General features: G+C 61.9%; 28 protein-coding genes and 2 pseudogenes. 2 read left to right on the forward strand and 28 right to left on the reverse strand.

The features are described from left to right. Positions 1–25: 25 nt before the first annotated feature. Positions 26–565, forward strand: coding sequence for a cyclic pyranopterin monophosphate synthase MoaC (gene moaC / locus M52SOB_RS11040; RefSeq protein WP_131111859.1), 540 nt, complete (start codon positions 26–28; stop codon positions 563–565). Here the strand turns inward: moaC and M52SOB_RS11045 are convergent. From M52SOB_RS11045 to M52SOB_RS11090, 12 genes and pseudogenes are all read right to left on the reverse strand, one after another. After that, positions 562–2,493, reverse strand: coding sequence for a polysaccharide biosynthesis protein (locus M52SOB_RS11045; RefSeq protein ID WP_131111860.1), 1,932 nt, complete (start codon positions 2,491–2,493; stop codon positions 562–564). The two genes, moaC and M52SOB_RS11045, sit on opposite strands and share 4 nt — an antisense overlap. 8 nt (positions 2,494–2,501) lie before the next feature. Further along, complete coding sequence (locus M52SOB_RS11050) at positions 2,502–3,713, reverse strand: ATP-binding protein (protein ID WP_131111861.1); 1,212 nt, start codon at positions 3,711–3,713, stop codon at positions 2,502–2,504. 32 nt (positions 3,714–3,745) lie between these two features. Then, positions 3,746–3,892, reverse strand: coding sequence for a hypothetical protein (locus M52SOB_RS13960; protein WP_172601822.1), 147 nt, complete (start codon positions 3,890–3,892; stop codon positions 3,746–3,748). A 141-nt stretch (positions 3,893–4,033) separates the two neighbouring features. Further along, positions 4,034–4,579, reverse strand: coding sequence for a sugar transferase (locus tag M52SOB_RS11055; protein ID WP_284155086.1), 546 nt, complete (start codon positions 4,577–4,579; stop codon positions 4,034–4,036). Beyond that, positions 4,579–5,466 (reverse strand): NAD-dependent epimerase/dehydratase family protein, encoded by an 888-nt coding sequence (locus M52SOB_RS11060; RefSeq protein ID WP_131111863.1) that lies wholly within the window; start codon positions 5,464–5,466, stop codon positions 4,579–4,581. Before M52SOB_RS11060 ends, M52SOB_RS11055 begins: the two co-directional genes overlap by 1 nt. Continuing rightward, positions 5,463–6,572, reverse strand: coding sequence for a glycosyltransferase family 4 protein (locus M52SOB_RS11065; protein ID WP_131111864.1), 1,110 nt, complete (start codon positions 6,570–6,572; stop codon positions 5,463–5,465). The genes M52SOB_RS11060 and M52SOB_RS11065 overlap by 4 nt, the downstream gene beginning before the upstream one ends. A gap of 3 nt (positions 6,573–6,575) precedes the next feature. Further along, the gene (locus M52SOB_RS14040; RefSeq protein WP_284155087.1) at positions 6,576–7,259 is read right to left on the reverse strand and encodes a DUF4143 domain-containing protein; all 684 of its coding nucleotides are present in this window, start codon (positions 7,257–7,259) and stop codon (positions 6,576–6,578) included. 101 nt (positions 7,260–7,360) lie between these two features. Next, positions 7,361–7,747 (reverse strand): annotated as a pseudogene (locus M52SOB_RS14110) (ATP-binding protein); the annotation flags it as partial. A gap of 57 nt (positions 7,748–7,804) precedes the next feature. Beyond that, a pseudogene (gene asnB, locus M52SOB_RS14115) lies at positions 7,805–9,822 on the reverse strand (asparagine synthase (glutamine-hydrolyzing)). A gap of 3 nt (positions 9,823–9,825) precedes the next feature. Next, the gene (locus tag M52SOB_RS11080) at positions 9,826–10,041 is read right to left on the reverse strand and encodes a hypothetical protein (protein ID WP_131111865.1); all 216 of its coding nucleotides are present in this window, start codon (positions 10,039–10,041) and stop codon (positions 9,826–9,828) included. Continuing rightward, positions 10,026–11,159 (reverse strand): glycosyltransferase, encoded by a 1,134-nt coding sequence (locus M52SOB_RS11085; RefSeq protein WP_172601823.1) that lies wholly within the window; start codon positions 11,157–11,159, stop codon positions 10,026–10,028. Before M52SOB_RS11085 ends, M52SOB_RS11080 begins: the two co-directional genes overlap by 16 nt. Positions 11,160–11,164: 5 nt before the next feature. Next, on the reverse strand, positions 11,165–12,349 hold the full coding sequence (locus M52SOB_RS11090) for a glycosyltransferase (protein WP_131111867.1): 1,185 nt from the start codon (positions 12,347–12,349) through the stop codon (positions 11,165–11,167). Here M52SOB_RS11090 and M52SOB_RS11095 point away from each other — a divergent pair. Further along, positions 12,348–13,127 (forward strand): IS1595 family transposase, encoded by a 780-nt coding sequence (locus M52SOB_RS11095; RefSeq protein WP_284155089.1) that lies wholly within the window; start codon positions 12,348–12,350, stop codon positions 13,125–13,127. The genes M52SOB_RS11090 and M52SOB_RS11095 overlap by 2 nt on opposite strands. A gap of 154 nt (positions 13,128–13,281) precedes the next feature. Here the strand turns inward: M52SOB_RS11095 and M52SOB_RS11100 are convergent, their stop codons facing one another. The 16 genes from M52SOB_RS11100 to M52SOB_RS11175 form a co-directional block, all read right to left on the reverse strand. Beyond that, complete coding sequence (locus M52SOB_RS11100) at positions 13,282–14,010, reverse strand: class I SAM-dependent methyltransferase (protein WP_131111868.1); 729 nt, start codon at positions 14,008–14,010, stop codon at positions 13,282–13,284. Positions 14,011–14,014: 4 nt separating this feature from the next. Beyond that, positions 14,015–14,383, reverse strand: a complete 369-nt coding sequence (locus M52SOB_RS14055; RefSeq protein ID WP_284155090.1) for a hypothetical protein — start codon at positions 14,381–14,383, stop codon at positions 14,015–14,017. Between the two features lie 438 nt (positions 14,384–14,821). After that, on the reverse strand, positions 14,822–15,703 hold the full coding sequence (locus M52SOB_RS11110; protein ID WP_131111869.1) for a sulfotransferase domain-containing protein: 882 nt from the start codon (positions 15,701–15,703) through the stop codon (positions 14,822–14,824). After that, the gene (locus M52SOB_RS11115) at positions 15,700–17,094 is read right to left on the reverse strand and encodes an oligosaccharide flippase family protein (RefSeq protein ID WP_131111870.1); all 1,395 of its coding nucleotides are present in this window, start codon (positions 17,092–17,094) and stop codon (positions 15,700–15,702) included. The genes M52SOB_RS11110 and M52SOB_RS11115 overlap by 4 nt, the downstream gene beginning before the upstream one ends. A 12-nt stretch (positions 17,095–17,106) precedes the next feature. Next, the gene (gene cysC, locus M52SOB_RS11120) at positions 17,107–17,745 is read right to left on the reverse strand and encodes an adenylyl-sulfate kinase (RefSeq protein ID WP_131111871.1); all 639 of its coding nucleotides are present in this window, start codon (positions 17,743–17,745) and stop codon (positions 17,107–17,109) included. A 131-nt stretch (positions 17,746–17,876) separates the two neighbouring features. After that, on the reverse strand, positions 17,877–18,245 hold the full coding sequence (locus M52SOB_RS14120) for an NAD-dependent epimerase/dehydratase family protein (protein WP_431306325.1): 369 nt from the start codon (positions 18,243–18,245) through the stop codon (positions 17,877–17,879). A 159-nt stretch (positions 18,246–18,404) separates the two neighbouring features. Beyond that, positions 18,405–18,953 (reverse strand): dTDP-4-dehydrorhamnose 3,5-epimerase, encoded by a 549-nt coding sequence (gene rfbC / locus M52SOB_RS11130; RefSeq protein WP_131111872.1) that lies wholly within the window; start codon positions 18,951–18,953, stop codon positions 18,405–18,407. A gap of 84 nt (positions 18,954–19,037) precedes the next feature. Further along, positions 19,038–19,472, reverse strand: coding sequence for a type II toxin-antitoxin system VapC family toxin (locus M52SOB_RS11135; protein ID WP_131111873.1), 435 nt, complete (start codon positions 19,470–19,472; stop codon positions 19,038–19,040). Further along, on the reverse strand, positions 19,469–19,759 hold the full coding sequence (locus tag M52SOB_RS11140) for a type II toxin-antitoxin system Phd/YefM family antitoxin (protein WP_131111874.1): 291 nt from the start codon (positions 19,757–19,759) through the stop codon (positions 19,469–19,471). Before M52SOB_RS11140 ends, M52SOB_RS11135 begins: the two co-directional genes overlap by 4 nt. 256 nt (positions 19,760–20,015) lie before the next feature. Then, positions 20,016–20,447, reverse strand: a complete 432-nt coding sequence (locus tag M52SOB_RS11145; protein WP_131111875.1) for a TA system VapC family ribonuclease toxin — start codon at positions 20,445–20,447, stop codon at positions 20,016–20,018. Further along, a complete protein-coding gene (locus M52SOB_RS11150) occupies positions 20,447–20,686 on the reverse strand; it encodes a DUF6364 family protein (RefSeq protein WP_131111876.1) in 240 nt (79 codons plus the stop codon). Before M52SOB_RS11150 ends, M52SOB_RS11145 begins: the two co-directional genes overlap by 1 nt. Before the next feature lie 114 nt (positions 20,687–20,800). Beyond that, a complete protein-coding gene (gene rfbA, locus M52SOB_RS11155) occupies positions 20,801–21,697 on the reverse strand; it encodes a glucose-1-phosphate thymidylyltransferase RfbA (RefSeq protein WP_131111877.1) in 897 nt (298 codons plus the stop codon). Positions 21,698–21,723: 26 nt separating this feature from the next. Further along, complete coding sequence (locus tag M52SOB_RS11160) at positions 21,724–22,857, reverse strand: ATP-binding protein (protein ID WP_172601824.1); 1,134 nt, start codon at positions 22,855–22,857, stop codon at positions 21,724–21,726. 58 nt (positions 22,858–22,915) lie between these two features. Continuing rightward, positions 22,916–23,818 (reverse strand): dTDP-4-dehydrorhamnose reductase, encoded by a 903-nt coding sequence (gene rfbD, locus M52SOB_RS11165; protein ID WP_131111878.1) that lies wholly within the window; start codon positions 23,816–23,818, stop codon positions 22,916–22,918. A gap of 1 nt (position 23,819) precedes the next feature. Further along, the gene (gene rfbB, locus M52SOB_RS11170) at positions 23,820–24,881 is read right to left on the reverse strand and encodes a dTDP-glucose 4,6-dehydratase (RefSeq protein ID WP_131111879.1); all 1,062 of its coding nucleotides are present in this window, start codon (positions 24,879–24,881) and stop codon (positions 23,820–23,822) included. Beyond that, positions 24,878–25,231: an H-NS histone family protein gene (locus M52SOB_RS11175; RefSeq protein ID WP_131111880.1), complete on the reverse strand. Its 354-nt coding sequence runs from the start codon at positions 25,229–25,231 to the stop codon at positions 24,878–24,880. The genes rfbB and M52SOB_RS11175 overlap by 4 nt, the downstream gene beginning before the upstream one ends. Positions 25,232–25,239: the final 8 nt, after the last annotated feature.

Raw genomic sequence — 25,239 nt, forward strand, 5'->3', positions numbered from 1 at the left:
CGGAGCGCAGCGACCGAGACATAACATGGAGTTAGGCGAGGGAGCGAGCACCGCGCAACGCAGCCAGCAGGCCGCGCAGCAGGATTTTTCACCAGCGCTCACCCACTTCGATGCCGCCGGCCAAGCCCACATGGTCGATGTCGGCGCCAAGCTTGAAACCGCGCGGCTGGCGCGCGCCAGCGGCCGCATCCGCATGCAGCCGGCCACCTTCGATCTGATCAAGTCCGGCTCGGCGAAAAAGGGCGACGTGCTCGGCGTCGCACGCATCGCGGCGATCCAGGGCGCCAAGCGCACCAGTGAGCTGATCCCGCTGTGTCACCCGATCGCACTCACCCGCGTCGCCGCCGAGTTCGAACTCGACGAAGCCACGAGCAGCGTCACCTGCACCGTGACGGCCGAGACCTTCGGCCGCACCGGCGTCGAAATGGAAGCGCTCACCGCCTGCGCCACCGGCTTGCTCACCATCTATGACATGTGCAAAGCCGTCGATCGCGGCATGGTCATCGAGGAAGTGCGCCTGCTGGAGAAGGCTGGCGGCAAGTCGGGACATTGGCGGGCTCGCTAAGCCGCCTTCGCGCAATGCACGAAATCGGCGATCTCGTCGCTCGGCTGGTAGCCTGAAACCAGCCCGGTGAGCTGCTGGCGGATCGCCGGCGCGTCGTTGGCATCCAGCGCCGCTTCGAGCGCCATAAGCCGCGGCGCCAGTTCCGCCCAGGGAAGAAATCGCTCGCGCGCCTTCAGGATGCGCGGGTGCCGGGACGGGTGCGGGTCGTCGCCGATCAACAGTTCCTCGTAAAGCTTTTCCCCGGGCCGTAGCCCGGTGATGGCGATCTCGATGTCGCCGTCTGGATGCTCGGCATCACGCACCGACAGGCCTGAGAGCTCGATCATGCGCCGCGCGAGTTCCATGATCTTCACCGGCTCGCCCATGTCGAGCACGAACACATCGCCGCTCTCGCTCGCCTCACTGGCCAGCGCGCCGGCCTGGATCACCAGCTGCGCGGCTTCGGGGATCGTCATGAAATAGCGCGTCACCTCGGGGTGGGTCAGCGTGATGGGCCCGCCTTCCCTGATCTGGCGACGGAACAAGGGCACCACCGAACCCGACGAGCCGAGCACATTGCCGAAACGCACCATCGTGAAGCGCGTCCCGCCACCCTGCGCAGCGAACGCCTGCAGGATCAGCTCGGCCAGCCGCTTCGATGCGCCCATCACATTGGTCGGCCGCACCGCCTTGTCGGTGGAAATGAGCACGAAATCCGCAACGCCATGTTCTTGCGCCAGTCGCGCGAGGGTGAGCGTGCCAAAGGCATTGTTGCGGATGCCCGCGGCGATGTTGTGCTCGACCAGCGGCACATGCTTGTAGGCCGCGGCATGATAGATCGTCTCCGGCCGCCATGCCGAGAGAATCGCGCGCATGCGCCGCTCATCGGCGACCGAGCCCAACAGCGGCACCGGCTCGCTACCCCCGGGCCGGCCGCGCAGTTCGCGGTCGATCTGGTAGAGGGCGTATTCGCTGATCTCCAGCAACAACAGCCGTCGCGGCCCAAGTGCGGCGATCTGCCGGCACAGCTCGCTGCCGATCGAACCGCCCGCGCCCGTGACCAACACCACCTTGTCATGGATGTTCGCGGCCAGTAGCGTCGGATCGGGCATCACTGGCTCGCGGCCGAGCAGATCGTCGATGTCGAGCTCGCGCAAGTCCGAGATATGCACCTGCCCCTGCGCCAGCTCGGCCACGCCGGGCAGCGTGCGCACGGCGACCTGCGCGGCGCGCAGCCGCTCGACGATCTCGTGGCGCCGCCGCCGGCCCGCCGAAGGGATCGCCAGCAGCACGTCGCGAATCTGCTGCGCCGCGACCAAGTCCGGCAATGCTTCGGGCGCATGGATCGGCAGACCGTTGATCACCCCGCCCTGCAGCCGCACATCGTCGTCGAGGAAACCGACCACCTTCATCTCTTGGCTGTGCGCCAGCGCCGCCGCCAGCTGCCGGCCGGCGCTGCCGGCGCCATAGATCAGCACCTTGGGCAAGGCCATGCCGCGCAGGATGCTCTGATATTTGTCGCCCAGCCAGTAACGGGCGAAAGCGCGCGAGGCGCCGACGGCGACGAAGAGCAGCACCGGCTGGATCAGGCCCACGGTGCGCGGCACCCCGGCGACACCGATCGCCGTGAAGAGCGCCGCATAAAGCAGCGCATAGACGAACATCGCCTTCCCCACCGCGATCAGCGCCTGTAAGCCGGCATAGCGGAAGATGGCGCGGTAGAGGCCGGAAACCACGAAGATCGGCAGCGCCAACGCCAACGAGCCGAGCGCCGCCCACTGTGGCCGCCATGGATCATCGCCGAAGAAGCGCACCCATTCGTCCAGCCGCAGATAGAACGCCAACCAGACCGTCAGCACGCACAGGCTCGCATCCACCGCCAGCGCCACGAGGCGCTTCGCCGGCCGCGGCAGATCGAGCAGGAGTTGGGTGGTTTTGACGAAGGCCATGGAGATTTCTATCCGTCACGCAGCCAATGGCCGACCGGCTGCGCCAGAAAATCCTCCAGCGCGATACCGTCTCCCCCGACCCGCAACGCGCGCTGCGGCTTGAACGCCTTGACGAAAGCGGCCGTGCCGGCGTGAGTGCGCGGGGTGCGTCCGCTTTTCACTTCGATGGCGACCATGCGCCGCCCGGCCGTCACCACGAAATCCACTTCCTGATTGCCCTCTCGCCAGTAAAACACGCTGCATTCGCCGGCGAGCGCGGCATTGGCCAGATGCGCCCCGACGGCAGATTCCGTCAGCCGCCCCCAAAATTCGCGATCGTCCCTGGCCTCGTCAAAACCGAGACCGCTCATGGCGGTCATCAGTGCGGTATTGAGCACCTGCAGCTTGGGGCTGGAGCCCCGACTACGCGCGACATCCCCGGCAAACTTGGGCAGACCGCAGACCATGCCCGCTTGGGCGAGCAAGCTCAGGTAATGCGCCAGCGTCGTGGTATTGCCGGCGTCTTGCAGCTGACCCAGCATCTTGGTGTAGGAAAGCACCTGTCCCGAATAGCGGCAGGCCAGCTCGAACAGGCGGCGCAGCAGCGCGGGCTTGTCCACACGGGTCAGCAACAGGACATCGCGCGCGATCGAGGTCTCGATCAGGCTATCGGCCACATAGCGCGCCCAGCGCGCTGGATCGGCGATCAATGCCGCAGCGCCCGGATAACCGCCAAAGAACAGGTATTCCTCCAGCCCGAAACCGAACGCGGCGCGCATCTCGGCAAACGACCAATGCCCCAGCACGAGCGTCTCGAATCGTCCAGCCAGGCTTTCCGTGAGTCCCTGCGCGATCAGCAAGGGGGCCGAGCCAAGCAGCACCACTTTCAGCGGCCGACCCAGGCGGCTATCCTCGTCCCACAGGCGTTTGACGGTTTCCGACCAGCCCGGGATTTTCTGGATTTCATCCAGCACCAGCACCGCGCTTTCCCTGCCGGCAATCGCCAGCCGCGCCGCCTCCCATTGTTGGGCGATCCATTCCCTACCGCGCAGCGTCGGCTCATCGGCGCTGGCATAACGCACCGGTTGCAGCATCATGGCTGCGACCTGCTGCACCAGCGTGGTTTTGCCCACCTGCCGCGGGCCCACCACGACCTGGATGAAGCGACGCGGCTCGCTGAGTCGCGCCGCCAGAATGGCCGCCTGGGGGCGCTGGAATGCGCCCGAAGATTTACTCTCCATATTGAGTATTTTTGCTCAGGACACTGAGTAAATCAACAAAGTTCGGTCAGGAATTCGGGAATGCGTTGTTGGCCGCCACGGCCATCATCGTCAGAGAGCCAATTCTTCGTGTCGCATGACGGCTCGCTCAACCGCGCCTGCAAGCGGGCGACGAAAGGACGTTCGAAAGCTGGATCCATGGCGGCGGTTTAGCATTGCCAGGGTCACCTAGTATTTTTACAAGGCCTCCTGGTATTTCGCCGCTCATTGATCAAACGCAAGGCAGCGCGGCTGGCTGTCCGGCGTTTCACGCAAATCTCGGCGCTGGCAGGACGGCACTATCAGCGCACCCGGTCGCCCGCGCCTTTACCCAACATGGTCAGCACGAGATAGCGGAAGTAATCGGCAAGCCCCAGCCGCGCAAGCATCTCGGCGTCGGTCAGCGCCAGCCGTTCGGGCTGCGACATGTCGATGCCCTGCACCTGGGCCAGCCCGGTGATGCCCGGCCGGGCCGCGAAGACGCCCAGCCGCTCGCGCGCCGCGATCAGTTCATGCTGATTCGGCAGACAAGGCCGCGGGCCGACGAGGCTCATCTCGCCCTTCAAGACATTCCACAGCTGCGGCAATTCATCCAGCTTCGTGCGGCGCAAGAACGCGCCCCAGCGCGTCACGGCGGAAGCATCGGCCAGATGGGTCGCCACCTGCGCCGTGCCCGGTCGCATGGTGCGGAACTTCACCAACCTGAACGGCCGGCGCAAACGTCCGACACGCTCCTGCACAAAGAGCGGCGCGCCGGTATCGAAAAGCCCGATGACGAACAGCACGAGCAGCAGTGGTGCCCCCAAGACGAGCCCGACCAGCGAGAACACGATGTCGAAGAAACGCATCACCCCAACATCTCCCGCAAGCCTGCCGCGAGATCAACCTCGGCGCGAAAGCCCAGCTCCCGCTCGATGCGCACCGGGGAATAGCAGGCCGAACCGACGAGCCGTGCGCTGATCCGCGCCGCCGGCCCGCCCAGCGCTGCTGCCAGACGAAATGCCGCCGCCGGCACCTGCCAGCGCGCCGGCGGCAGGCCAAGCGCATTGCACAGCGCGTCATAAATCTCCCGGCTCGAATAGGGCCGCGGATCGGCCACGATGTAGGTACGGCCATTCGCGCGCGCATCCTGCGCGACGAGACGCGCCGCAGCCACCACATCCGCCACATGCACGATGGAGCGCCGGTTGCCCGTCTCCGGCAGCGGCGGAAACCAGCCCTTCCTGACCGCCTGCGCCATCTTCCACAGATTGCCCTGGCTGCCGCGGCCATAGACCATCGCCAGGCGCAGATTCACCACATGCATGCCGAAGCGTGCGCCCGCTTCCAGCACCGCTGCTTCCGCCGCCCGCTTGGCGCGGCCGTAGGGTGTGGCCGGCTCGCCGGGCCAATCCTCATTGACGCATTCCTCCCCCGGCTCGGCCATCGCCTTGACGCTGGAAAAGAACACGAAGCGGCGCACCCCGGCCCTGCCCGCCGCAGCGAGCAGATTTTTCGTGCCCTCGACATTGACGCGCCAGAGAAGCTCCACATCCCGTGCATCCGCATCCGCGAGGCCCGCGCAGTGGAATACCGTCTCCACGCCCTCGCACGCTCGCACAAGCGAGGCAGGATCGAGCAGATCGCCCACCACCTCGCTGGCAAGCCCAACCGGTCGCCGCACCAGCGCCCGGTCGCCCGGCTCGATCAGCTGCCGACCAATGAAACCGTTGGCGCCGGTGATGAGTGCGGTCATTCCTGCACCCCGCGGTAAACCGCCAGTGTGGCCCCGATCACGCCATCCTGACTGAACTCGGCCACCGCCCGCTCCCGTCCCCGTTCGCCCATGCGCCGGCGCAAATTCTGATCGTCGAGAAGCTGCTCGATTGCGGCGACAAGCGCTGCAGCGTCTTTCACCGGCACGAGCAGGCCGTTGTCGCCATCCCGCACGCAGTCGCGGCAGCCTGGCGCATCGGTGGTGATGCACGCCCGCCCGCAGGCCATCGCTTCGAGCAGCACCTTGGGCAGTCCTTCACGGTAGGAAGGCAAACAAACGATGTGCGCGGCGCTGAGGACTTCCGCCATGTCGTCGCGCCGGCCCCACCATTCCACGATGCCATCCTGCACCCAGGCATAGAGATCCCCTTCAGCCACACTGGCCGGGTTGCCAGGATCCGGCGCGCCGACGAGCACGAAGCGCGCGCGCCCCTTGAGCCTGCGCGCCGCCTCGACGAACTCGCCGACCCCCTTGTCCCACAGCAGGCGCGAGGCCAGCATCACCACCGGCCTACCTTCCGGTTCGGGCCGGGGCGCGAAACGTTCCGTATCCACCCCGGCACCGGGAATCAATCTGATCCGTTCGGGCGCGATCCCCAGGCCCTGCACGGTAGCGGCATCATCCGGGTTCTGCACGATCACCACGCCGCGCGCAAGCGCCAGGCGCAATAAAACGCTCATGGCTTGCTGCAGCCAACCGCCACGCCCGCCGGTGAATGCGAAACCCAAGCCCGCAATTGCGGAGACGACTGAGCGAACCCCGGTCAACCGAACCGCCAGCCCGCCCACCACTACCGGCCGCAGCGCCACATGATGCACGATGTCCGGCTTGAGGTTCCGGTAAAGCCGCGCTACCCCAAGCACCTCGCGCAGCAGCCCCAGCGGATTCAACCCCCGCCGCGCCATGTCGAAGGACACGACCCGCAGACCCGCCGCTTGAATCACTGCGCATTCGGCATTGCAGCGGGTAATCACCGTCACTTCAAACCCGGCTTCCTTCGCCGCCTTGGCCAAGGCAAGACGGTGCGAAACGAAATACCAGTCCTCGGTGACGAGAAAGACTAAGTGAGCGCCTGCCGTTGGCATCGCCTACTCCATCGCTTTTGCCAGCAGATCCGGCAGGCGGCGCCAGCTGATCGCCGGCACCGACTCGCGCGGCTGGTCACTGTTGCCGCCGAAAACCACTGCCGTGCTGCCAGCGCCGATTTCTCCGGCCAGTCTCGCCAGCGGCGCGAACCAGTCACCAGCCGGGGTCTCGCCAGCCTTGCACTCCAGCGCCAGGCGAGGCGCGCCATCCACTTCCAGAATCAGATCGATCTCCCGGCCATGGGCATCGCGGTAGAAAAAGAGTTCATGGGGCAGGAGCCGGTTGCGAAGGGTCTTGATCGTCTCGCTCACCACCCAGGTCTCGAACAGGGGGCCGCGCATCGGCCCCAGCGCAATGGCCTCTTCGCTGCGCTGACCGGCCAGCCAGGCCGCCAGCCCCACATCGAGAAAATAGAGTTTCGGCGTTTTCACCAGCCGCTTGCCGAGATTGCGATGCCAGGGCGGCAGCAGAAACACCAGGAAACTCGCTTCGAGCACCGACAGCCAGCTCTTCGCCGTGTTGTGGGTGATGCCGCAGTCGGCGGCAAGTTGCGACAGATTGACGAGCTGCCCGGTGCGCGCCGCGCACATGCGCAGAAAACGGTGAAAGGCAGCCAAATCACGCAACTCCAGAATCTGGCGCACATCGCGTTCGAGATACGTGGCCGTGTAATCGGCGAACCACACCTGGGGGGGATAGACCGGTCAAAGATCGGCGGAAACCCGCCTTTGAGCAGGCACTCGGCCAATGTGGCCGGTAGAAGCCTTGCCCCTTGGAGTTCCTGCATCGACAGGGGCAGCAAGGTCAAATGCCCCACCCGACCCGCCAGAGACTGGGCGATGCTCCCGCGCAAGCCCGGCTGCCACGAGCCCGTCAGCACGAAGCGGCCGGTGCGGCGGTCGGCATCGAGCACTTCTTGCAACCAGGAAAAGAGCTCCGGCGCGCGCTGTACCTCGTCCAGGATCGCCCCGTCGGGAAAGCGGCCGAGAAAGGCGCGCGCATCCTGGCGCGCAAAGTCGCGCTCGTCCGGGTTTTCCAACGAAACATAGGGCTTGTCGGGAAAGGCCAGACGCGCCAGGGTTGTCTTGCCCGACTGGCGTGGACCGACAATCGCGACCGCCGGATACCAGCCCGCCAGTTGATGCAGGGAAACCAGCGCGTGTCGGGAAATCATGGTGGCCAGTCTAGCCGCCGGCTTGGTCGATTGTCAATGTTACTGACAATTACCCAGTCAGCGCGGCGACGGAAAGTCCCGCGGTGAAGCCCATTGGGACTCCAGCCACGCCTCCCACATCAACACATCCCACAGGTAGTACGCCCAGTTGCGCCGCCCGGAAAGATGCTCCTGCCACTTATGGCGCACCGGTGCGGGGTGTAGAAAGCCTTCGCGCTTTAGCCGCTCTTCAGAGAGCAAATCCTCCGCCCATTCCCGCAGCGGCCCGCGCAACCACTGGTCGAGCGGCACGCCAAAGCCCATCTTGGGCCGTTCGATGAGCTCACGGGGGACGTATTTGTAGAGCACCTGGCGTAGCAGCCACTTGGATTGGCCATCGCGAATCTTCATCGACAGTGGCACCCGCCAGGCAAATTCCACGATGCGATGGTCCAGAAGCGGCACGCGGGTTTCCAGGCTCACCCCCATCGCCGCACGGTCCACCTTCACCAGGATGTCGTCCGGCAGGTAAGTGATGCTGTCGAGATACATCATGCGTGCCTCGAAGTCAGCGCCATCGAGCGAAGGCGCTGGATCGGTCATCGGCGTCGCGGGCTCCTCTGTGCCAAGCACGAGTGAGGCAGGATCCTCCCAATGGGAGACCAGGCGCAAATAAATCTCTTCCGGCCGCGTGGCGGCAAAGAGCGCTGCCGCCTTATGCAGCTTGTCGCCCGGCAACCGAAAGCGCGAATGCTCGGGCAACAAAGGCGCCAACAAGCCAAAGACGCGATTCCACGCCTGAGGCGAGATGGCGCGGACGCCTTGCGCGGCAAGCTTGCGCATGGGCAAAGGGATCCCAGCCAGCCGCCGCCACAAACGCCGTGCCCAAAAATAACGGTTATAGCCCCGAACAGCTCATCCCCGCCATCGCCGGAAAGACTCACTGTCACATGCCGGCGGGCGAGTTGCGCGACGAGAAAGGTGGGGATCTGCGAGGAATCGGCAAACGGTTCGTCGTAGAGCGCCGGCAGCTTTGGGATGACCGCCATCGCCTCCTCCGGCGTGACATAAAGCTCGGTGTGATCCGTGCCCAGATGGCACGCCACGGCTTTGGCATGTTCGGCCTCGTTGTATTCCCCTTCGTGAAAACCGATGGTAAAGGTTTTGACCGGCCGACTGCTTTGCGCCTGCATCAGCGCGACCACCGTGCTGGAATCGATGCCGCCTGACAGAAACGCCCCGAGCGGCACATCGGCGATCGTCTGGCCGGCGATGCTTTGCCTGAGCAGCCGCTCAAGCTCTTCCGTCGCCTCGGCCTCGCTACCAGCAAACGGATCGCGCAGCCCGGCCTCTGCCACTTCCCGGAGAGACCAGTAGGGTTTGACCTCCCCCATCCCGCAAGCGGGCGAGGGGCCGGGGGTGAGGGCAGCTGCCGCAACCTGCACAAAACACCCCGGCGGCAGCTTCCAGATGTTCTCAAAAATGCTCCACGGCGCGGGCACGTAGTTGTGGCGCATAAAAAGCGCCAGCGCCCGCCGCTCGATGGCATTATCAAAACCGGGATATGCCCGCAGCGCCTTGAACTCCGAGCCGAACACCAGCGCCCCGCGCACCCAACCATAGTAAAGCGGCTTTTCGCCCATGCGGTCTCGCGCGAGTGTGAGCGTGCGGGTTTCCCGGTCCCACAGCGCCAAGGCGAACATGCCCACGCAGCGCGTCAGTGTCTTTTCGATACCCCAGGCTTCGAACGCAGCCAACAGCGTTTCGGTATCGGAATGGCCACGCCACGCGGGTGCCGTCCCACCAGCGCCGAGTTTCGAGAGCTCCTTGCGCAATTCGAGGTGGTTATAAATCTCCCCGTTGAAGGCAATCACATAGCGACCAGAAGCGGACACCATGGGCTGGTGGCCTGCAGGGGATAGATCGAGGATCGCGAGCCGGCGATGGCCCAACGCAACGCCCGCTTCCGCATCCACCCACACCCCTGCATCATCTGGCCCACGATGGACGAGCGTATCGGCCATGCGCCGCACGGTGGCATTTGCCTCATCCGAGCGACAGCCGCGAGATTCCCAGAAACCGGTCAATCCACACACGGGTCAGCTCCACGCCAATTTTTTATGGACGTATTCGTCGCATCCCGAACCGCTTCCGATATCGAGAAAGCGCTTGCCCTCGAGCCGCTCTCCACCCAGAAGCCGCAAAAGCCCCGCTTCCGCCTCACGCACTTCATCCGCTGTGATCTTCGCTGCATACTCGGCCCAGTTACGCCCGAAGGCAAAGTGGGATTCGGCGCGAGTCAGGTCTTGGTCCATTGGTTTTGTATCCTTTCGTAGAGTTGTGCATAGGCTTGAGCAACTGCCTCGATGGAGTATTCCGTCAGTAGCCGCTCCCGTCCAGCCTGACCCATCGCCAGGCGCGCTTCAAGGCCACAATCCAGCAGTGTCTGCCATGCGTTGGCCAACGCACGCGCATCACCGGGAGGCACCACGATCCCAGAGTCCCCGATAATGGTTCGGGTATCCCCCACGTCGGTCGCCACGACCGGCACGCCACAGAGCAGCGCCTCGGCGATGGCATTCGAAAACGCTTCGCCCCAGGAAGAAGAAGAAGAAGCGATATCCAAGGCTGCGGTGAGCCGCGGGATATCGGCGCGCTCGCCCAGAAGATGCAATCGCCCGGCAAGCGGCCCATGATGGTAATGTGCAGCAAAGAGCGGATGTGCCGGCGTCACCTCCCGCCCAGCAAGCAGAAAATGCACATCCGGCCGGAGAGCAGCAAGACGCGCAGCGGCATCGAGAAAAATGTCGTGCCCTTTCATGGGGTGGTAGCGGGCAACGAGCCCGATGAGCGGCGCATCCGGTTCGATGCCGAGCTCTGCGCGCACACTGTGGCGGGAGTCGATGTCCGACCGCCACTGTCCGCCATCGAAACCGTTGCCTATCACGCACCCACGCTCCGGCGCAAAACCGAATGCCTCGTGCTGGGTGCGTGACACCTCAGCGTTGTACACAATGGCCGTCGCACGAGACGACCAGCGCGCCGAAAGGCGGATGACGGCTCGCGTACCGGGCTTCTCTCTTTGCAGGTCGTAGAGCGTCTGCCGAATACCCCAGACGACAGGCACCCCCAAAAATTTTCCAACAAAGCTCGCAGCCAGATTGCCGTGATACATCCAGCCCTGAATGACATGGGGGCGGAAGCGTCGCGCGACCGTCAGCAACCGTGCCGCTGCCCAGGGTAGCTGCCAAGGCCGAGCCAGATTCAGATGCCACACCGGAACGCCTAGGGATTCAAGCTCACCTGACACCGCACCAGGAGCCGCCAGAGAAACCACCGCCGCCTCGACATCTTTCCCGTCAAGCTTCGCGAGCAACCGAGCAAGCTGCTTTTCCGCGCCGCCGGTGGAAAGGCCGGTGATGACGTAGAGCACCCGCATCACTTCTGCCCACGGAGAATTTGTTCAGTGCGCGATACCATGCACCCCACGGAAAACTCGTCGACGATGCGTGCTCTGGCCTGGCGCCTGAGGTCCAGGTTGTTCTCGATCCGTTCCAGCATCCTTGCCATCGCGTCCGCCAAGGCATCCGCGTCGCGGGGCGGCACGACTTCGCCGACCTCGCCAACAATGCGCGCGGAATCGCCGACATTGGTGACAACGCATGGCCGCTCACAAGCCATCGCCTCTGCAATGGCATTGGAGAACCCCTCACCGAAAGAAGAAGACGAACAAACAATATCGAACGCGCTGTAAACCGCAGCCATATCCCCGCGCGGCCCGGCCCAGGTCACCCGCTCTGCAATGCCCAAGTGACGGGCAAACGCCTGCAGATCCTCGTGCATCGCAGCCTTGCCGCCGCCGACACAGACAAAACGAAGGTCGTTCCGCCGTGACGCAAGCAGGGCGCACGCTTGAAGGAAGTTGTGATGGTCTTTCATGACGTCCAGGCGCGCCACAAGACCAATGGCCGTTTCCCCGGCGCCAATGCCCCATTCCTTGCGGACACGTTCTCGCCCGGCAGCGTCATATCTGAAGCGCTCAGTATCGATGCCATTTTCGATGACTATCATCCGTCCGGACGGAAAACCCCGGTTAATGGCCCACTCCTTCCCCGCCCGAGAATTCGCCACGATGACGTCGGCTGACCGGCTCAAAACCGCCTCCAGCCTCGGCATCAACCGGGACAGCCAGTCATAGTGGCGCATCTCCATGCCTGCTGCGCGGATGCTCCAGACCAGCCTGGGACGCCCTATTGCCGGACGAAGCAATGCCGCCAGGATGTTAGGCAGGTCAAGAAAGGAATAGATGGTTGTGGGCCGCAATCGGCGGAGGATCATCCCAAGGCGAATCAAGAAGCCGAAGGCATCCCAGCGTCCGCGCTTGCCGACGAAGTGGACAGGCACGCCTGCGGCTGCAAGTTCAGCGTCAAAAGCGCCGCCAGCATAAAAAAGCACGGCATGAACGTCGTGGCCTAGGCTTTTCAGACCTGTCGCCAGCGCCACCAACTGCCTTTCGGCACCGCCTTGATCCAGTTTACGTGCAAGCAAGGCAAGGCGACTCATGGAGCCTTTCGCAAGGTAATACCTAACCAAACTGGACCAAATCTGGAAGGATTTGGTCATGAAGAAATGTCCTGGTTGTGGCTACAGTCGTCTGTATCAGTTGGCTGATGGCCGCCACAAATGCAAACGCTGCGGCCATCGCTTTCGCTGGCGTAGCGTGTGGTCGGCCAGCCGGCTGAGCGACGTCACCAAGCACGAACTGCTGCGTCGCTTCGTTTGGGGCGTGCCGGTTTATCGGCAGCGCTTCGGCGCCTTGGCCAGTGCGCCGGCGATCGAACGCTTTTACCGGCTGGTGCGTGCTTGTATGGCGTGGGCGGAGGAGTTCCGAGAACCCTTTGCCGGGGCGGTCGAATGCGACGAGACCACGTTTGGCGGGGCTCGGCACGGCAAACGGGGCTGGGGTGCGGCCGGCAAAGTGATCGTGTTTGGCATCGTCAAGCGCAACGGCCAAGTCAAGGCGATGCCGATCGCGGCTCACAGCCGGGCAGAGGTGATGCGCCACATCCAGGCCCATACCCGGGAGGGCGCGTTGTACTACACCGACGAGTGGCAAGCTTACGCGACACTGAAGCTGCGGGGTGAGCACGTGGTGATCCGCAAGGAGAAAGGCAAGCCGGTGGGGCGGGACCATATCAACGGCATCGAGGGCTTCTGGAGCTATGCCAAGAACTGGTTGTATCCTTACCGGGGAGTGCCTCGCAAATACTTCCATCTTTACCTCGGGGAAGTTTGTTACCGTTTCAACCACCGGGCTGAAAACCTGAAACCCTTGCTGGTCAAGCTTCTCAAGACCACCAGCATCCAGGATATCAGCCCAAAATTGGTCCAGATTCGTTAGGAATTACCTTCGCAAAACAAGTACACCCGTAGCCGAGCCGATCGGTGCAATTGAACCAGCTTGATTACTGGTGCTACTACCGCTTTCTAGAACATGCAACTTCTGAAAACAGGTCCTGACAGGTCTGGATTCCTGGGCATGTAACTCAAAACGATTACGCATGACGCATGCCATCCGTCAAACTTGGCTTCCGCGCACAAAAGTAAATGTTTCGGCAAATGCCGTAGGTTCCAATGCCGCGCCACGATAGAAATTTCTTGATTAATCCTTGCAACTTGCGCCACCAGCTGACAGATTCCCACTCTATGAAAAACTGCTCAAAGACTCTCTCCACCGAGAAATATTGATTCAAGGCAACGGTAAGCGTCTCCACACTGAAGCTGCGTTCATGGCCCCATCTGTGGAACAGGAAACCGCAGTGCGGACAAACCACAATGGCGTCTTCGAGTTTTTCGCGCGCCGGGACAGTGCCAATAAACCGCCCTCCTGGTCGCAGTACCCTCCTGACCTCCGCCAATGTCGCCTCGAACACTCCGTCATCCAAATGCTCGAGTACCTCCGACATCACAACAACATCGAATTTCCCATCTGGAAACGGCATTGTTTGACAGAAGCCGACTTGCGCCTTTTCCCCCAGACGAAGTTGCTTTCGTAAGCTATCTATCGCGCGGTGACTGGGATCAAGCGACCAGATATCGACACCTCTTTTAATCGCCATTCTTTCCAGAGCACCGTTCCCTACGCCAATGTTTAGGGCGCGTATTCCCGGCTTTAACTGCCGCACAAGAAACTCAAGGCGCCCTTGACTTTGAGCGAACGAATCAACCCCTTCGTTCTGAAAATGATCCCAAATCTTTGTCTGATCCGATGCCACCGGTTCCATGGTCTTACTCCACACCAATCTTTTCCGACACTCTGATGGTCTCGCACCAATGCAGGAAGTTCAATAAGTTGGCTTCCCATTCATAGTCGCGCCAATACCGTTCGAACCCCGCTCGCGCGATGCGGATTCGTTCAAGGGGCAGCAGCGCCCTGCTCACCCGCCCTGCACCCAAATCAACAACCCGTACCGATGGAACGGCATCTTTCAGATAAGGCCCTTCGGCGCATGCAAGGACCAAATCGACGCGATAGCCACGCCGTGCAAAGCCGTTGGCGATTGTTACCATCACCCGCTCGGCACCGCCGCCATTGAGCGAGGGGAGGAAGATTGCAATCTGGGGATTAGCTCCCGGACTGGATAAAGACCCACTCATATCACTGTTGGTGCACAATTTGCCCTACCTACACATGTCTATGTGTGGAGACTTCGGTTTCTGCCATGTCTCCCCTTCTCTCCAGACTGTTCCTTCCAGTCTCCCCCCTTGGCTGCGATCGCGGCCAGGATCAGCTCACGTAGATGATAGTTTGTTACCCAAGGCACCGCCCCCTCGCGCGGTCCATCTGCTCCCTTGGCGCCGCGCTCGGCAATGACGCGATGGCACGCATAGGTGTCATAGGAACCATCGGCCGTAACCTGGGCCACCTCGCGCTCAACTTGGCAAGCAGGTCAGGGAAGACTTCACTGTCGTTCCCGTGGGCCGTGGTGACCTCGATGCCGATAATGTCCTGGGCCGTTGCATCTACCGTCAGATTGCGCGAGGCGCGAGGCTTGCCCACCCCATGCTGGAGCGTTGGCGTGTCCCTTGTTGCCTTCATGAACCCGAAATCCACCCCAGGCGGCGCTCGAGCAATTCTTCGAGCAATTTGATGTCCTCACGAAAAAACTCTTCCAGCTCACGCCTGGTGTCAGGCCGCATCGGTACCCGAGGACGATACTTCATGTTTTTCTTTGCTATGGCATCCAGGATCCCGAGGCCTATGTGATATATCCTCAATCGGTATTTAAACCTTGCCAGGGCCTGTACGGTTCGGTTCAGTGCGAAGGACCTCAACGTCTTGGCCGGGTTTTCGACCGGAAACTCACACCTCCCGTCATCGTCAAGCCCCAGGAATGCGAGCACTTTCAGGTATTCAGCCCGAGCATCCCGTCTGACGTCATCAAGCAAAATGGTATGGACCCGGTCTTTTGGCACCGTACGGTAAAGCCTCAGCAACTGTTCGCCAAGTTTGCACATGCGACCGTATGCAAGGATTTTCGGTGCATCACACCAGCGACTCACTTGCTCACCCCGAAAGCGGGCTTCGCTGAGCACCCAGGCACGTTCGAATTCCAGCACATCTTCCATACCCGACACTACCATTTGTTCGTGTAGCGAATAAGCCATCTCCACCGGATTCCTTAGGCAGATGATGTATTTGGGGTGATCCACGTAGCGTTCTATATGCGGAACCGCCGCCTCGGAGAAAAGATATGTAGCCGAAGCCTCCCCAACCGCGCGATGCCGGTCCGTTGCATTGCGAAACAGCCTCTCATAGTCGGCTCGTCTCGGTATCAAAACCCTGAGATCTGCGCTGAAATGTTGTGGCTCCTTCATTGGGGACATGAAAACCTGGGGATGGCTTGCCAGCCAAGACGCCCAGGAGGTCGTGCCGCACTTTGGCGCGCCGATGATGAAAAAATTCGGCTTTTTCATTTTTTTCCTTCGAATGTAAAGATGGGGAACGCCATGGTTTCGATGCCAAGCAGACGCCGGACCGCGAGCCACATGATGACATTCCAAACCACGAGCGAGGTGGTGGCAGCGATGGCAGCGCCGATCGCCCCCCAAGCGGGAATCAGCGCGAGATTGAGACCGACGTTCGCGAATGCGGCAGCCAATACCGCGCGAAACGTTTGACGTTCGTGACCGGTCATATTGAGAAGCAAACCGACCGAGCCCATCGCCGCATTCACGAGCTGCCCAAACGCAATGATGGCAAGCGCAGTCTTACCCGATGCATAGTCATGTCCAAAGAAAAGGGTGAGCACTTCCTCGCCGGCGAGTACCATGAGGAGCATTGGCGGAAGGGAGAGAGCGAGAATACCCCGGGCACTCAGCGTAACCAGACGCTGCAGCCGCCCATAGTCGTCCAGCTGATGCAAACGCGCGAAATGGGGCGCGAGCGCCTGATTGACGGCGCCCAAGCCCAATGAGACGATGGCGGCAGCGCTGACCGCAATCTTGTAAATCCCTGCCTCTTCTGCGCTGCGGAGCCAGCCTAGCATGACGATGTCGATGTTCTGATTAAGCACCTGCAACCCAGTCGTCAGCGCAATCGGCAAAGCGGCCGCACGCCAGGCGCGGGCCTCGTAGATCGGCTCGGGGCGTGCCCGCAGGGCCGGGGGCACCAACCGCCAAAGCAGATACGCGCCGAGGGCGAAGGAGAACGATACGGAAAATATGTGTAGAGCGATGGCGGTGATCGCGTCCAGCCGAGTCTGCATCACGAGTGAAACGCCCACGATCAGCGCGCCGAGGAGTAGGGGGTTAATCACCAATTCCGGAAGTTGCCCTAAAACAACATGACGCAACCCCTGTAGGGCAGCACCCCGTAGAGTGTTCAGAACGTTCAGAGGGATGAGCAAGGCAGCGAGCACTAACAGCATTGTTCGATGCTCTGCTTCGCCAGGTAACAGGCGTTCCCCCACGAGCAGGGCGAGAATTGCAAGTAACAGAGCCAGACTCAGAACCTTCCTCGTAGCCCAATGCCACAATCCACGCATCACTCCCCAGCGTTGCCACACGTAGGCGGTAGCCGTCTCGCGCACGACGAGTGTGGGCAAACCCATCTGGGCAGGAACGGCGAGCAGGCTGACAAGGGAAAGCACGACAGAGTAGATGCCGAATTGCGTGGGCCCTAGCATGCGAGCCAGAACGATTGAAACCATCAGCATCAGCAGCACGGAAATGACACGCAACGCCAGGCTCCCGAAGGCACCTTTTACGAGCATGGCACGAAACTCATTTCCAAAAATAATGGGTTTGAGAGTACTTGCCAGTTTTATCCCCCGGCTGGTTTCCCCACGCTGATTGCCTTCAAACATAGTGCATAGACGTCATGAACACTGCGTTGGGAGGGCATACGGCGAGGCGGGCAGAATACGGCGTAAGCGCAAAACGTCGATGACCTGACGCACGCAATCGCCGAGCTGCTGTCTGCCAGTATCGACGATAAGTTCCGGAGTCAGTGGCGGCTCGTAAGGCGAGGAAATACCAGTGTAGTTCTTGATTTCTCCAGCTCGGGCCTTTTTGTAGAGGCCTTTGACATCACGCGCTTCGCAAACTTCCAAGCTGGCCTGGCAATAGATTTCCAGAAAATCCCCGTGCGGCATGAGGTTGCGAACGGCCTCCCGGTCGGCCCGAAAGGGGCTGATGAAGGCGGTCATGACAATCAACCCCGCTTCCATCATCAACTTGGCGACTTCACCGATACGGCGGATATTTTCCTTGCGGTCGGCTTCGCTGAAACCCAGGTCGGAGCAGAGGCCGTGCCGGACGTTGTCTCCATCCAGAACAAAGGTGCGGCAGCCGAACTGGTGCAATCGTTCCTCCACTGCATGGGCGAGCGTCGATTTGCCCGCGCCGGACAAACCGGTAAACCAGAGCACACAGGATTTGTGCCCGTTCAATTGTTCGCGTCGGGCGCGGGTCACCGTGGCCTGGTGCCAGATGATGTTTTCTGGGGTATTGCTCATGGTCTAGGTCGAAAAAGTCGGACACATTGCGCGTGACGACCGCCATGCCATGCACCAAGGCGGTGGCGGCACCAACGCACACCCTACGCAGTTTGGACACCACGCTACTATCGAGCAAGCATCATGCATGATCAGTCGGCCGGGAATCGATGGTGGCGCGCGGAGGCTCGAACTCGATCTCCGCAGCGCCTGAAGACGGGGGCGACCTTCCTGGTTTGTTGTCCTGTGGTAGCTTGAGCGGTCTGCATCGCTTGCGCGGCAAAGACCCACGCGCTTGCGCACATGTCATGGAGCGTGCGCGTGGCGCGCCAGCCTGCACCTGGTGGGGCCTTGGTGGGGTCGGCCGAGCATACATACAAACGGCTATTGCTGAGATTGTCGAGCAAAACGACCCCGTGGCCGGTTTGTTGCAGCATGACGGCGGTGTGGCTGCCGATGTAACCCAATCCACCAGTGAGCAAAATGTTCAAGCCAGATGATGGAGATTGAAGCCGGGGCACGCTTTGCTTTCGTCTGTTTTTGCTTATTCGGAACGAATTATAAGCGGGATGATCGGGTCATTCTTGGTGTTGTCGGTAGCCGGGGCAGCGATGCATCTTCGATCGGAATGGGCGATCCTTGAGCTGTTTGATGCCGTTTGCGCAAATGGTTCGATTTCCTTAGGCGAAAATTTCCGCCTGCGCGAATGTCGGCGCGGCGGCATCCTTGGGCGCGAGGATCGGTGTGCCGACGTTTGGCCACGCGATGGCCAGGGTTGGATCGTCCCAGCGGATGGCGCGCTCGTAGTCGGGGGCGTAGTAGTCGGTGGTCTTGTAGAGGAACTCGGCGGTGTCCGAAAGGGTGAGGAAGCCGTGGGCGAAGCCGGGCGGAATCCAGAGTTGCTTTTTGTTTTCGGCGGATAGGATCTCGGCGACCCATTTGCCGAAGGTCGGGGAAGACCTGCGGAGGTCGACGGCGACATCGAAGACTTCGCCTTGCACGACGCGCACGAGCTTGCCTTGCGCCTTGGGCGGCAGTTGGTAATGCAGGCCGCGCAGCACGCCTTTGACGCTTTTCGAGTGATTGTCCTGCACGAATTCGGGATCGAGACCGGTGGCTTCCTTGAACGCCCGGCGGTTGTAGCTTTCGAAGAAGAAACCGCGCTCATCATTGAACACTTTCGGTTCGATGACCAGCACGTCGGGGATGGCGGTGGGGGTGGCTTTCATCCGGCAATCACCTCCAGAGCCGCGCCCGTCGCACCCACTACGGCATGCGGCGATATTCCCTTGTTCATATGCCTCGCCCTTCGCTCAATCCGCGAAATTGCGGATGACGCGGAATCCTTCTCGCTCGGCAGCCTGACTCAGCCGGGCATCCAGGCAGACGAATTGCCAGCCTTGCGGTCTGTGCTCGCAGACAAGCAGCGCCGCGGCCAACTGCAGCGCATCGGCGGCGCGCAGCGGGTGGAGCCGTAGCAGCCGCTGTGCGATCTGGCGCACGCCATCCAGTGGCTGCACCTCATGCCAGGCCGCCTGCAGCGCTGCCAGTTGGTCCAGCGCCTGGGTCACTTCGCTGGAAGTCAGTTTGCTTTCGCGCTCCAGTCTCGCCAGGGCCGAGGCACACTCGACCGGGGTGCCCCACCATGCCACGATTGTGGGGTTGTCGGAGTAATAGTCCAACGCGGACGGCGTGGTTGACTCCTCTACCAGCAGTGGCAGGATCGCGGAGCTGTCCCAGAAGATCACCGCGCCGACTCGCGTTCTTCCAGCAGCGCCTGGACTGCGCTGGCGCGCTTTGCCGGCGCTGGGGGAGGCGCCAGGCGGCACGCCTTGCCATGGCCTCGCCGCAGGAGACCCTTGCGTTCCAGCAGTGCCAGCTCGTCCGCGCCAGGCTGGCCGTTTTCGACCCCTGCCGGAATCAGCCGGGCGACCGGACGGCCGTGATCGGTGATGAAAATGGTCTCTCCCTGCCGCACCCGCTCGATCAGTGCGCTCAACTGATTTTTGGTTGCGGATATCGAGGCGGTTTTCATATGGCCATTATAGCCATATCATGCCATGAAGATTTCGGATCGTCCGCCACCGCAAACGCATCTGCCAGCGGCTGAAGGTCGGCGAATCTTCGCGTCCCCGCTCCTCGCCAATAGACACCGTTATGGGCTCGTCGCGGGGACGCAAACTTGCTCGCCCTCGCCATCGATACCCGCTCGTGTTCCAATGGACAATCTGGGTTGAACACTTTCGGTTCGATGACCCGCACGTCGGGGATGGTGGTGGGGGTGGCTTTCATCAAACGATCAACTCTAGGCTGGAATCGCTCGTTCCCTTCACGGCAAGGCGCGGGATGCCCTTGTCGAGCGTCACCAGGCGGCCTTTGTGCTTCACCGCCAATGCGAGCAAATAGGCATCCGTCACTTGGCGGGAGCCGAGAATGCGCCTCCAGTCAATCACGCCGGGAGTCAGCATGCTGATGTCGTCTGGCCAAAACTGGTGCAGAGGGTGGGCGACCGCCTCTTGCAGCCTTTCGGCGACTGCGCTCGCAGGAACAGGATTCGGATAGCTCGGGTGGGACATGATGCGTATGCATCCATTCTGGGTAAGAGGACAGGAGGCCCATCCTGACGCAGCATTTTCTTCCAGCCACTCTGTCGCACGGCGATGCTGTAGATGGTTGGCGTCCAGCAACGCGATCAGCACATTCACATCCAGCAAAGCCCGCATCAAACACCTTCCTGCTCGCGCAAGGCATTGACTTGATCGTTGGTAACGATGTTTGCGCCACTTGCGAATGGCCGAAACCCTACCACGGCCTTACCACCTTCCGCCAATCGGTTCGCCCGACCCGTCAATGCATCCCGCAGAAGCTGCGAAACGACTTGGCCGGCAGATTGATGCTGCTGCCTTGCCAATGCCTTGGCGGCGTTCAATACGTCTTCGTCGATATCCAGCGTCGTCCTCATGATCCATTCCTTACCTGGCCACGCATCATGATGCTAGCACATCAAGATGCGATGATGCTTCTCAGGAAACCCTCGCGACACTGGCTGGATGTCGTGGCGTTCCGCAGGATTTCCTCAGGTCAATACCCGTTCGTCGAGCAACCGCAGCAGATACTGGCCATAGCCGTTCTTCGCCAGCGGTTCGGCCAGCCGCCGTAGTTGCATGGCGTCGATCCAGCCCTGGCGCCAGGCGATCTCTTCCGGGCAGGCCACTTTCAGCCCCTGGCGCTTTTCCAGCGTGGCGATGAACTGGCCGGCTTCGAGCAGCGATTCGTGGGTGCCGGTGTCGAGCCAGGCATAGCCGCGCCCCATGATTTCGACGTCGAGCCGGCCGCGTTCGAGGTAGAGGCGGTTGAGGTCGGTGATTTCCAGCTCGCCACGCGCCGAGGGCTTCAGGGTCTTGGCCAGCGCGACGACTTCGGCATCGTAGAAGTAAAGCCCGGTCACTGCGTAATTCGATTTGGGTTGCCGTGGCTTTTCTTCGATGCTGATCGCCTTGCCGTTGGCATCGAATTCGACCACGCCGTAGCGTTGGGGATCGAGGACGTGGTAGGCGAAGACCGTGGCGCCGGTGGTGCGTTGGCAGGCGCTGGCGAGCAGCTTGTGGAAGTCGTGGCCGTAGAACAGGTTGTCGCCGAGCACGAGGGCGCAGGGGGCTTGGCCGATGAAGTCTGCGCCGATCAGGAAGGCTTGCGCCAGGCCATCGGGGCTGGGTTGCACCGCATAGTCGAGCTTCAACCCCCATTGGCTGCCGTCGCCGAGGAGCTGCCGAAAGCGCGGCGTGTCCTGCGGCGTGGAGATGATCAGGATGTCGCGGATGCCCGCCAGCATCAGCGTGCTCAGCGGGTAGTAGATCATCGGCTTGTCGAACACCGGCAGGAGCTGCTTGGAGACGGACAGGGTGGCAGGATGCAGCCGGGTGCCGGCGCCACCGGCGAGGATGAGGCCTTTGCGATTGTGTGGTGTGTTCATCGTCTTCCTTTTGAGGCGGAGTACCATCAGGCATCGAGATTGCGCAGCCAGTGGGCTGCTGCGGCGATGCGCACCGTTCCGCGCTGCTCTTCCTGCCGCAAATCACGCACCAGCTGGATGGCCTCAGCATTGGGAAAGCGCGCCGAGAAGGCAGTCAGCGCCCGGTGCGGGGATGTGTCGGAATGTTTGCATTCGATCAGGTGCGTCAATGCGTTTTCTTCGCTGAGCGCGAAATCCACCTCGGTACCATCCTTGGTGCGGATGTAGTGCAGTCCGACCGATTTGCCGCGGGCATCCTGACGGAAATGCAAATGCTTGAGTAGCATCGTCGCCACGGCATTTTCCAGTCGCACGCCGGCATCTCCCCGCACCAGGCCCGTATCGAAGAAATAGACTTTGGGCGCTTGCAGGATGGCCCGAGCAATATTGTGGTGCCAAGGCTGGACGGTGAAGACGACGAACAGTGCCTGAAGCACATCCAGATAGCGTTTCAGCGTCGTCGGCGCGACGGCGAGATCGCGGGCGATCGAAGCCAGGGAAAGTGGCGAGCCGACTCGCTCGCGCAATATCTCGACGAAGAGCCGCATCGTATTGATTTCGTGCAACCGCGAGAATTCGACGACGTCTTCGCGAATCAGGTCAGTGAAGTATTGCCGCCGCCAGCGGTCGGCATCTTCGGAATCAGCGGCCAGGCATGGTTCGGGAAAACCGCCCCGCTCGATGATGCGATCCAGCGCCTCATCGGCGCTGCCGCCCTGCGCTTCGCACCATTCACGTACGGAAATCGGATGCAGCCGGTAGGCGAGATAACGACCCGCCAGAGAATCACCGGACTGGCGCCAGGTCTCCATACGGGCGCTACCGGTGACCAGCAGCGCTTGCCCGGCCGGTCGGCCGTCGACGACGCCTTTGAGCCAGGTTTTCCAGCCCTTCATTTTGTGAATCTCGTCCATCACCAGCAAGGTGGCGCGCGGGCTCCAACTCTGCCGTTGCAAGATGGCCCGATCCGCCGCAATGTCCCAGTTCAGATATTGCGCAGAAGCATGACGCGCCATCAACTGACGGCACAGGGTCGTCTTGCCGACTTGGCGCGGCCCGGTCACCAGCACCATCTTGCGCTGCAGGTCCTTGACGATGAGCTCCTCGAGGTAACGCCTCATGTCGACTATTTTATCGGTTCCGTCAAAATAGTGGCGACCATATTTTCATAATCGCAAATCAAGCCGGGATGATCTGCGCCAGAACGTGATGCAGCCCCTGCCGCCAATCCGGCAGGACGAGACCGAAGGTTTTGCGCAGTTTGCTGGTGTCGAGACAAGAGTTGGCCGGACGTTTCGCCGGCAGCGGATAGTCGGCGGTGGCGATCGCTTGCACGTCCTCGGGACGGAGGCGCAGCGGCCGGCCCGCGGCCAGTGCCGCACGCACGATTTCCTGGGCGTATTCGTGCCAGCTGGTGCGGCCAGCGGCGACGAGGTGATACAAACCGAAAGCAAAGTCGGCGCTGGCGGGACGGCACGCCCGGACGTATTGGCCGAGGATTTGCGCGGTCACGTCGGCGATCAACGCTGCCGAGGTCGGCGCGCCGAACTGGTCGGCGACGACGCGCAGCGTGTCGCGCTCGGCGGCGAGCCGCAGGATGGTTTTCACGAAATTGCCACCGTGCGCGCCGAACACCCAGCTGGTGCGAAAGATCAGATGACGCGCGCCGCTGGCGATCAGCGCCCGTTCGCCGGCGAGCTTGCTCCGGCCATAGACATTGAGCGGATTGGGCGCATCGTCTTCCGTGTAGGCGCCTGCCTTGCGGCCGTCGAAGACGTAATCGGTCGAGTAATGCACGACCAGGGCGCCGAGTCGCTTCGCCTCTTCGCCCAGCAGGCCGGGCGCGTCGGCATTGATCGCCTGCGCGAGTGCCGGTTCGGATTCGGCCTTGTCCACCGCGGTATAGGCGGCAGCATTGACGATGATCTGCGGTGCGACCTCGCGGATCAGGCGGCGGAGTGCATCGGGCTGCGCGAGGTCGCATTCGGCATGGCCGACGGCGACGATCTCGGCGAGTGGCGCCAACGCGCGTTGCAGCTCGAAACCGACCTGGCCGTTCTTGCCGGTGAGGAGAATCTTCATCTCACTCGCCGTAGTGCCTGCCGATCCATTCGCGGTAGGCGCCGGACTGCACATGGGCAACCCAGTCCGGATGATCGAGATACCAGGCCACCGTCTTCTCGATGCCGGTCTCGAAGGTTTCGGCCGGGCGCCAGCCGAGTTCGCGTGCGATCTTCGTCGCGTCGATGGCATAGCGCCGGTCGTGGCCGGGACGATCCTTGACGAAGGTGATCAGGCTGGCATGGGAGGCGCCATCGGGGCGGGGACGCCGCTCGTCGAGCAGGCGGCAGACGATGCGCACGATTTCGAGGTTGGTCTTCTCATTCCAGCCGCCGATGTTGTAGGTTTCCCCAACACGGCCGCGCGCGAGCACGACGCGGATCGCGGCGCAATGGTCCTTGACGTAGAGCCAGTCGCGCACGTTCAGGCCGTCGCCATAGACGGGCAGCGGCTTGCCGGCGAGCGCATTGACGATCATCAGCGGAATGAGCTTTTCCGGGAATTGATAGGGGCCGTAGTTGTTCGAGCAGTTGGTGGTGAGCACCGGCAGCCCGTAGGTGTGGTGCCAGGCGCGCACGAGATGATCCGAGGCGGCTTTGCTGGCCGAATAGGGACTGTTCGGCTCGTAGCGGTTATTTTCAGAAAAAGGGGGATCGTCGGGGCCGAGCGAGCCATAGACTTCGTCGGTGCTGACGTGCAGGAAGCGGAATGCGGCTTTGTCCGCCTCGGGCAGCGCGTTCCAGTAGCCGCGCGCGGCTTCGAGCAGCCGATAGGTGCCGACGATGTTGGTCTGGATGAAATCCTCCGGCCCGTGGATGCTGCGGTCGACATGCGATTCGGCGGCGAAGTTGATGATCGCCCGCGGGCGGTGCTCGGCGAGCAGTGTTGCCACGAGATCGAAGTCGCCGATGTCGCCGCGCACGAAGATGTGGCGGGGATCGCCTGCCAGCGAGCGCAGATTTTCCAGATTGCCGGCGTAGGTGAGCCGGTCGAGATCGATGACCGGCTCGTCAGACCGGGCAAGCCAGTCAAGGACGAAATTGCTGCCGATGAAACCGGCGCCGCCGGTCACCAGGATCGTCATTCAGCCACCTTTGCCTCATCGAGGCTGCGGCCGGCGGCCAGCCAGTCCTTGACCCATTGCGGTTTTCGCCCGCGCCCGCCGCCCCAGGTCAATTGGGGATTTTCCGGGTGGCGGTAAAGCACTTTCTTTTTGGCTGGTTGAGCCGCTTTTTTGCCCCTGGTTTTGCGCGGCTTGATGCGGCTTGCGGACACGCCAACCAACTCGTCCAATTTCAAGCCGTATTTCGCAGCGATGCTCTTGATTTCTCCCAAGGCCTTGTTGCGCTGCAGGTTTTTCCGATTTTCGATTTCCTTGTCGACGGCTTTCTTGAGCTTGTTCAATTCCGCCACGGACATGCTTTTTAGATTCATGGTTTTTC

This window comes from Sulfuricystis thermophila, assembly GCF_004323595.1.
Classification (GTDB): Bacteria; Pseudomonadota; Gammaproteobacteria; order Burkholderiales; family Rhodocyclaceae; genus Sulfuricystis; species Sulfuricystis thermophila.

Excerpts from the sequence above, each read along its gene's own strand:
- M52SOB_RS11110 (WP_131111869.1), bottom strand. The coding sequence starts at position 15,703 with ATGAAAAAGCCGAATTTTTTCATCATCGGCGCGCCAAAGTGCGGCACG.
- M52SOB_RS11175 (WP_131111880.1), bottom strand. The coding sequence starts at position 25,231 with ATGAATCTAAAAAGCATGTCCGTGGCGGAATTGAACAAGCTCAAGAAA.
- rfbD (WP_131111878.1), bottom strand. The coding sequence starts at position 23,818 with ATGAAGATTCTCCTCACCGGCAAGAACGGCCAGGTCGGTTTCGAGCTG.
- rfbC (WP_131111872.1), bottom strand. The coding sequence starts at position 18,953 with ATGAAAGCCACCCCCACCGCCATCCCCGACGTGCTGGTCATCGAACCG.
- M52SOB_RS11065 (WP_131111864.1), bottom strand. The coding sequence starts at position 6,572 with ATGCCAACGGCAGGCGCTCACTTAGTCTTTCTCGTCACCGAGGACTGG.
- M52SOB_RS11140 (WP_131111874.1), bottom strand. The coding sequence starts at position 19,759 with ATGAAAACCGCCTCGATATCCGCAACCAAAAATCAGTTGAGCGCACTG.
- M52SOB_RS11100 (WP_131111868.1), bottom strand. The coding sequence starts at position 14,010 with ATGGAACCGGTGGCATCGGATCAGACAAAGATTTGGGATCATTTTCAG.
- M52SOB_RS11090 (WP_131111867.1), bottom strand. The coding sequence starts at position 12,349 with ATGACCAAATCCTTCCAGATTTGGTCCAGTTTGGTTAGGTATTACCTT.
- M52SOB_RS11150 (WP_131111876.1), bottom strand. The coding sequence starts at position 20,686 with ATGAGGACGACGCTGGATATCGACGAAGACGTATTGAACGCCGCCAAG.
- M52SOB_RS11080 (WP_131111865.1), bottom strand. The coding sequence starts at position 10,041 with ATGGACCAAGACCTGACTCGCGCCGAATCCCACTTTGCCTTCGGGCGT.
- M52SOB_RS11055 (WP_284155086.1), bottom strand. The coding sequence starts at position 4,579 with ATGCGTTTCTTCGACATCGTGTTCTCGCTGGTCGGGCTCGTCTTGGGG.
- cysC (WP_131111871.1), bottom strand. The coding sequence starts at position 17,745 with ATGAGCAATACCCCAGAAAACATCATCTGGCACCAGGCCACGGTGACC.
- rfbA (WP_131111877.1), bottom strand. The coding sequence starts at position 21,697 with ATGAACACACCACACAATCGCAAAGGCCTCATCCTCGCCGGTGGCGCC.
- rfbB (WP_131111879.1), bottom strand. The coding sequence starts at position 24,881 with ATGACGATCCTGGTGACCGGCGGCGCCGGTTTCATCGGCAGCAATTTC.
- M52SOB_RS11145 (WP_131111875.1), bottom strand. The coding sequence starts at position 20,447 with ATGCGGGCTTTGCTGGATGTGAATGTGCTGATCGCGTTGCTGGACGCC.
- M52SOB_RS13960 (WP_172601822.1), bottom strand. The coding sequence starts at position 3,892 with ATGGATCCAGCTTTCGAACGTCCTTTCGTCGCCCGCTTGCAGGCGCGG.
- M52SOB_RS11045 (WP_131111860.1), bottom strand. The coding sequence starts at position 2,493 with ATGGCCTTCGTCAAAACCACCCAACTCCTGCTCGATCTGCCGCGGCCG.
- M52SOB_RS11050 (WP_131111861.1), bottom strand. The coding sequence starts at position 3,713 with ATGGAGAGTAAATCTTCGGGCGCATTCCAGCGCCCCCAGGCGGCCATT.
- M52SOB_RS11115 (WP_131111870.1), bottom strand. The coding sequence starts at position 17,094 with ATGTTTGAAGGCAATCAGCGTGGGGAAACCAGCCGGGGGATAAAACTG.
- M52SOB_RS11160 (WP_172601824.1), bottom strand. The coding sequence starts at position 22,857 with ATGAGGCGTTACCTCGAGGAGCTCATCGTCAAGGACCTGCAGCGCAAG.
- M52SOB_RS14055 (WP_284155090.1), bottom strand. The coding sequence starts at position 14,383 with ATGAGTGGGTCTTTATCCAGTCCGGGAGCTAATCCCCAGATTGCAATC.
- M52SOB_RS11095 (WP_284155089.1), top strand. The coding sequence starts at position 12,348 with ATGAAGAAATGTCCTGGTTGTGGCTACAGTCGTCTGTATCAGTTGGCT.
- M52SOB_RS11060 (WP_131111863.1), bottom strand. The coding sequence starts at position 5,466 with ATGACCGCACTCATCACCGGCGCCAACGGTTTCATTGGTCGGCAGCTG.
- moaC (WP_131111859.1), top strand. The coding sequence starts at position 26 with ATGGAGTTAGGCGAGGGAGCGAGCACCGCGCAACGCAGCCAGCAGGCC.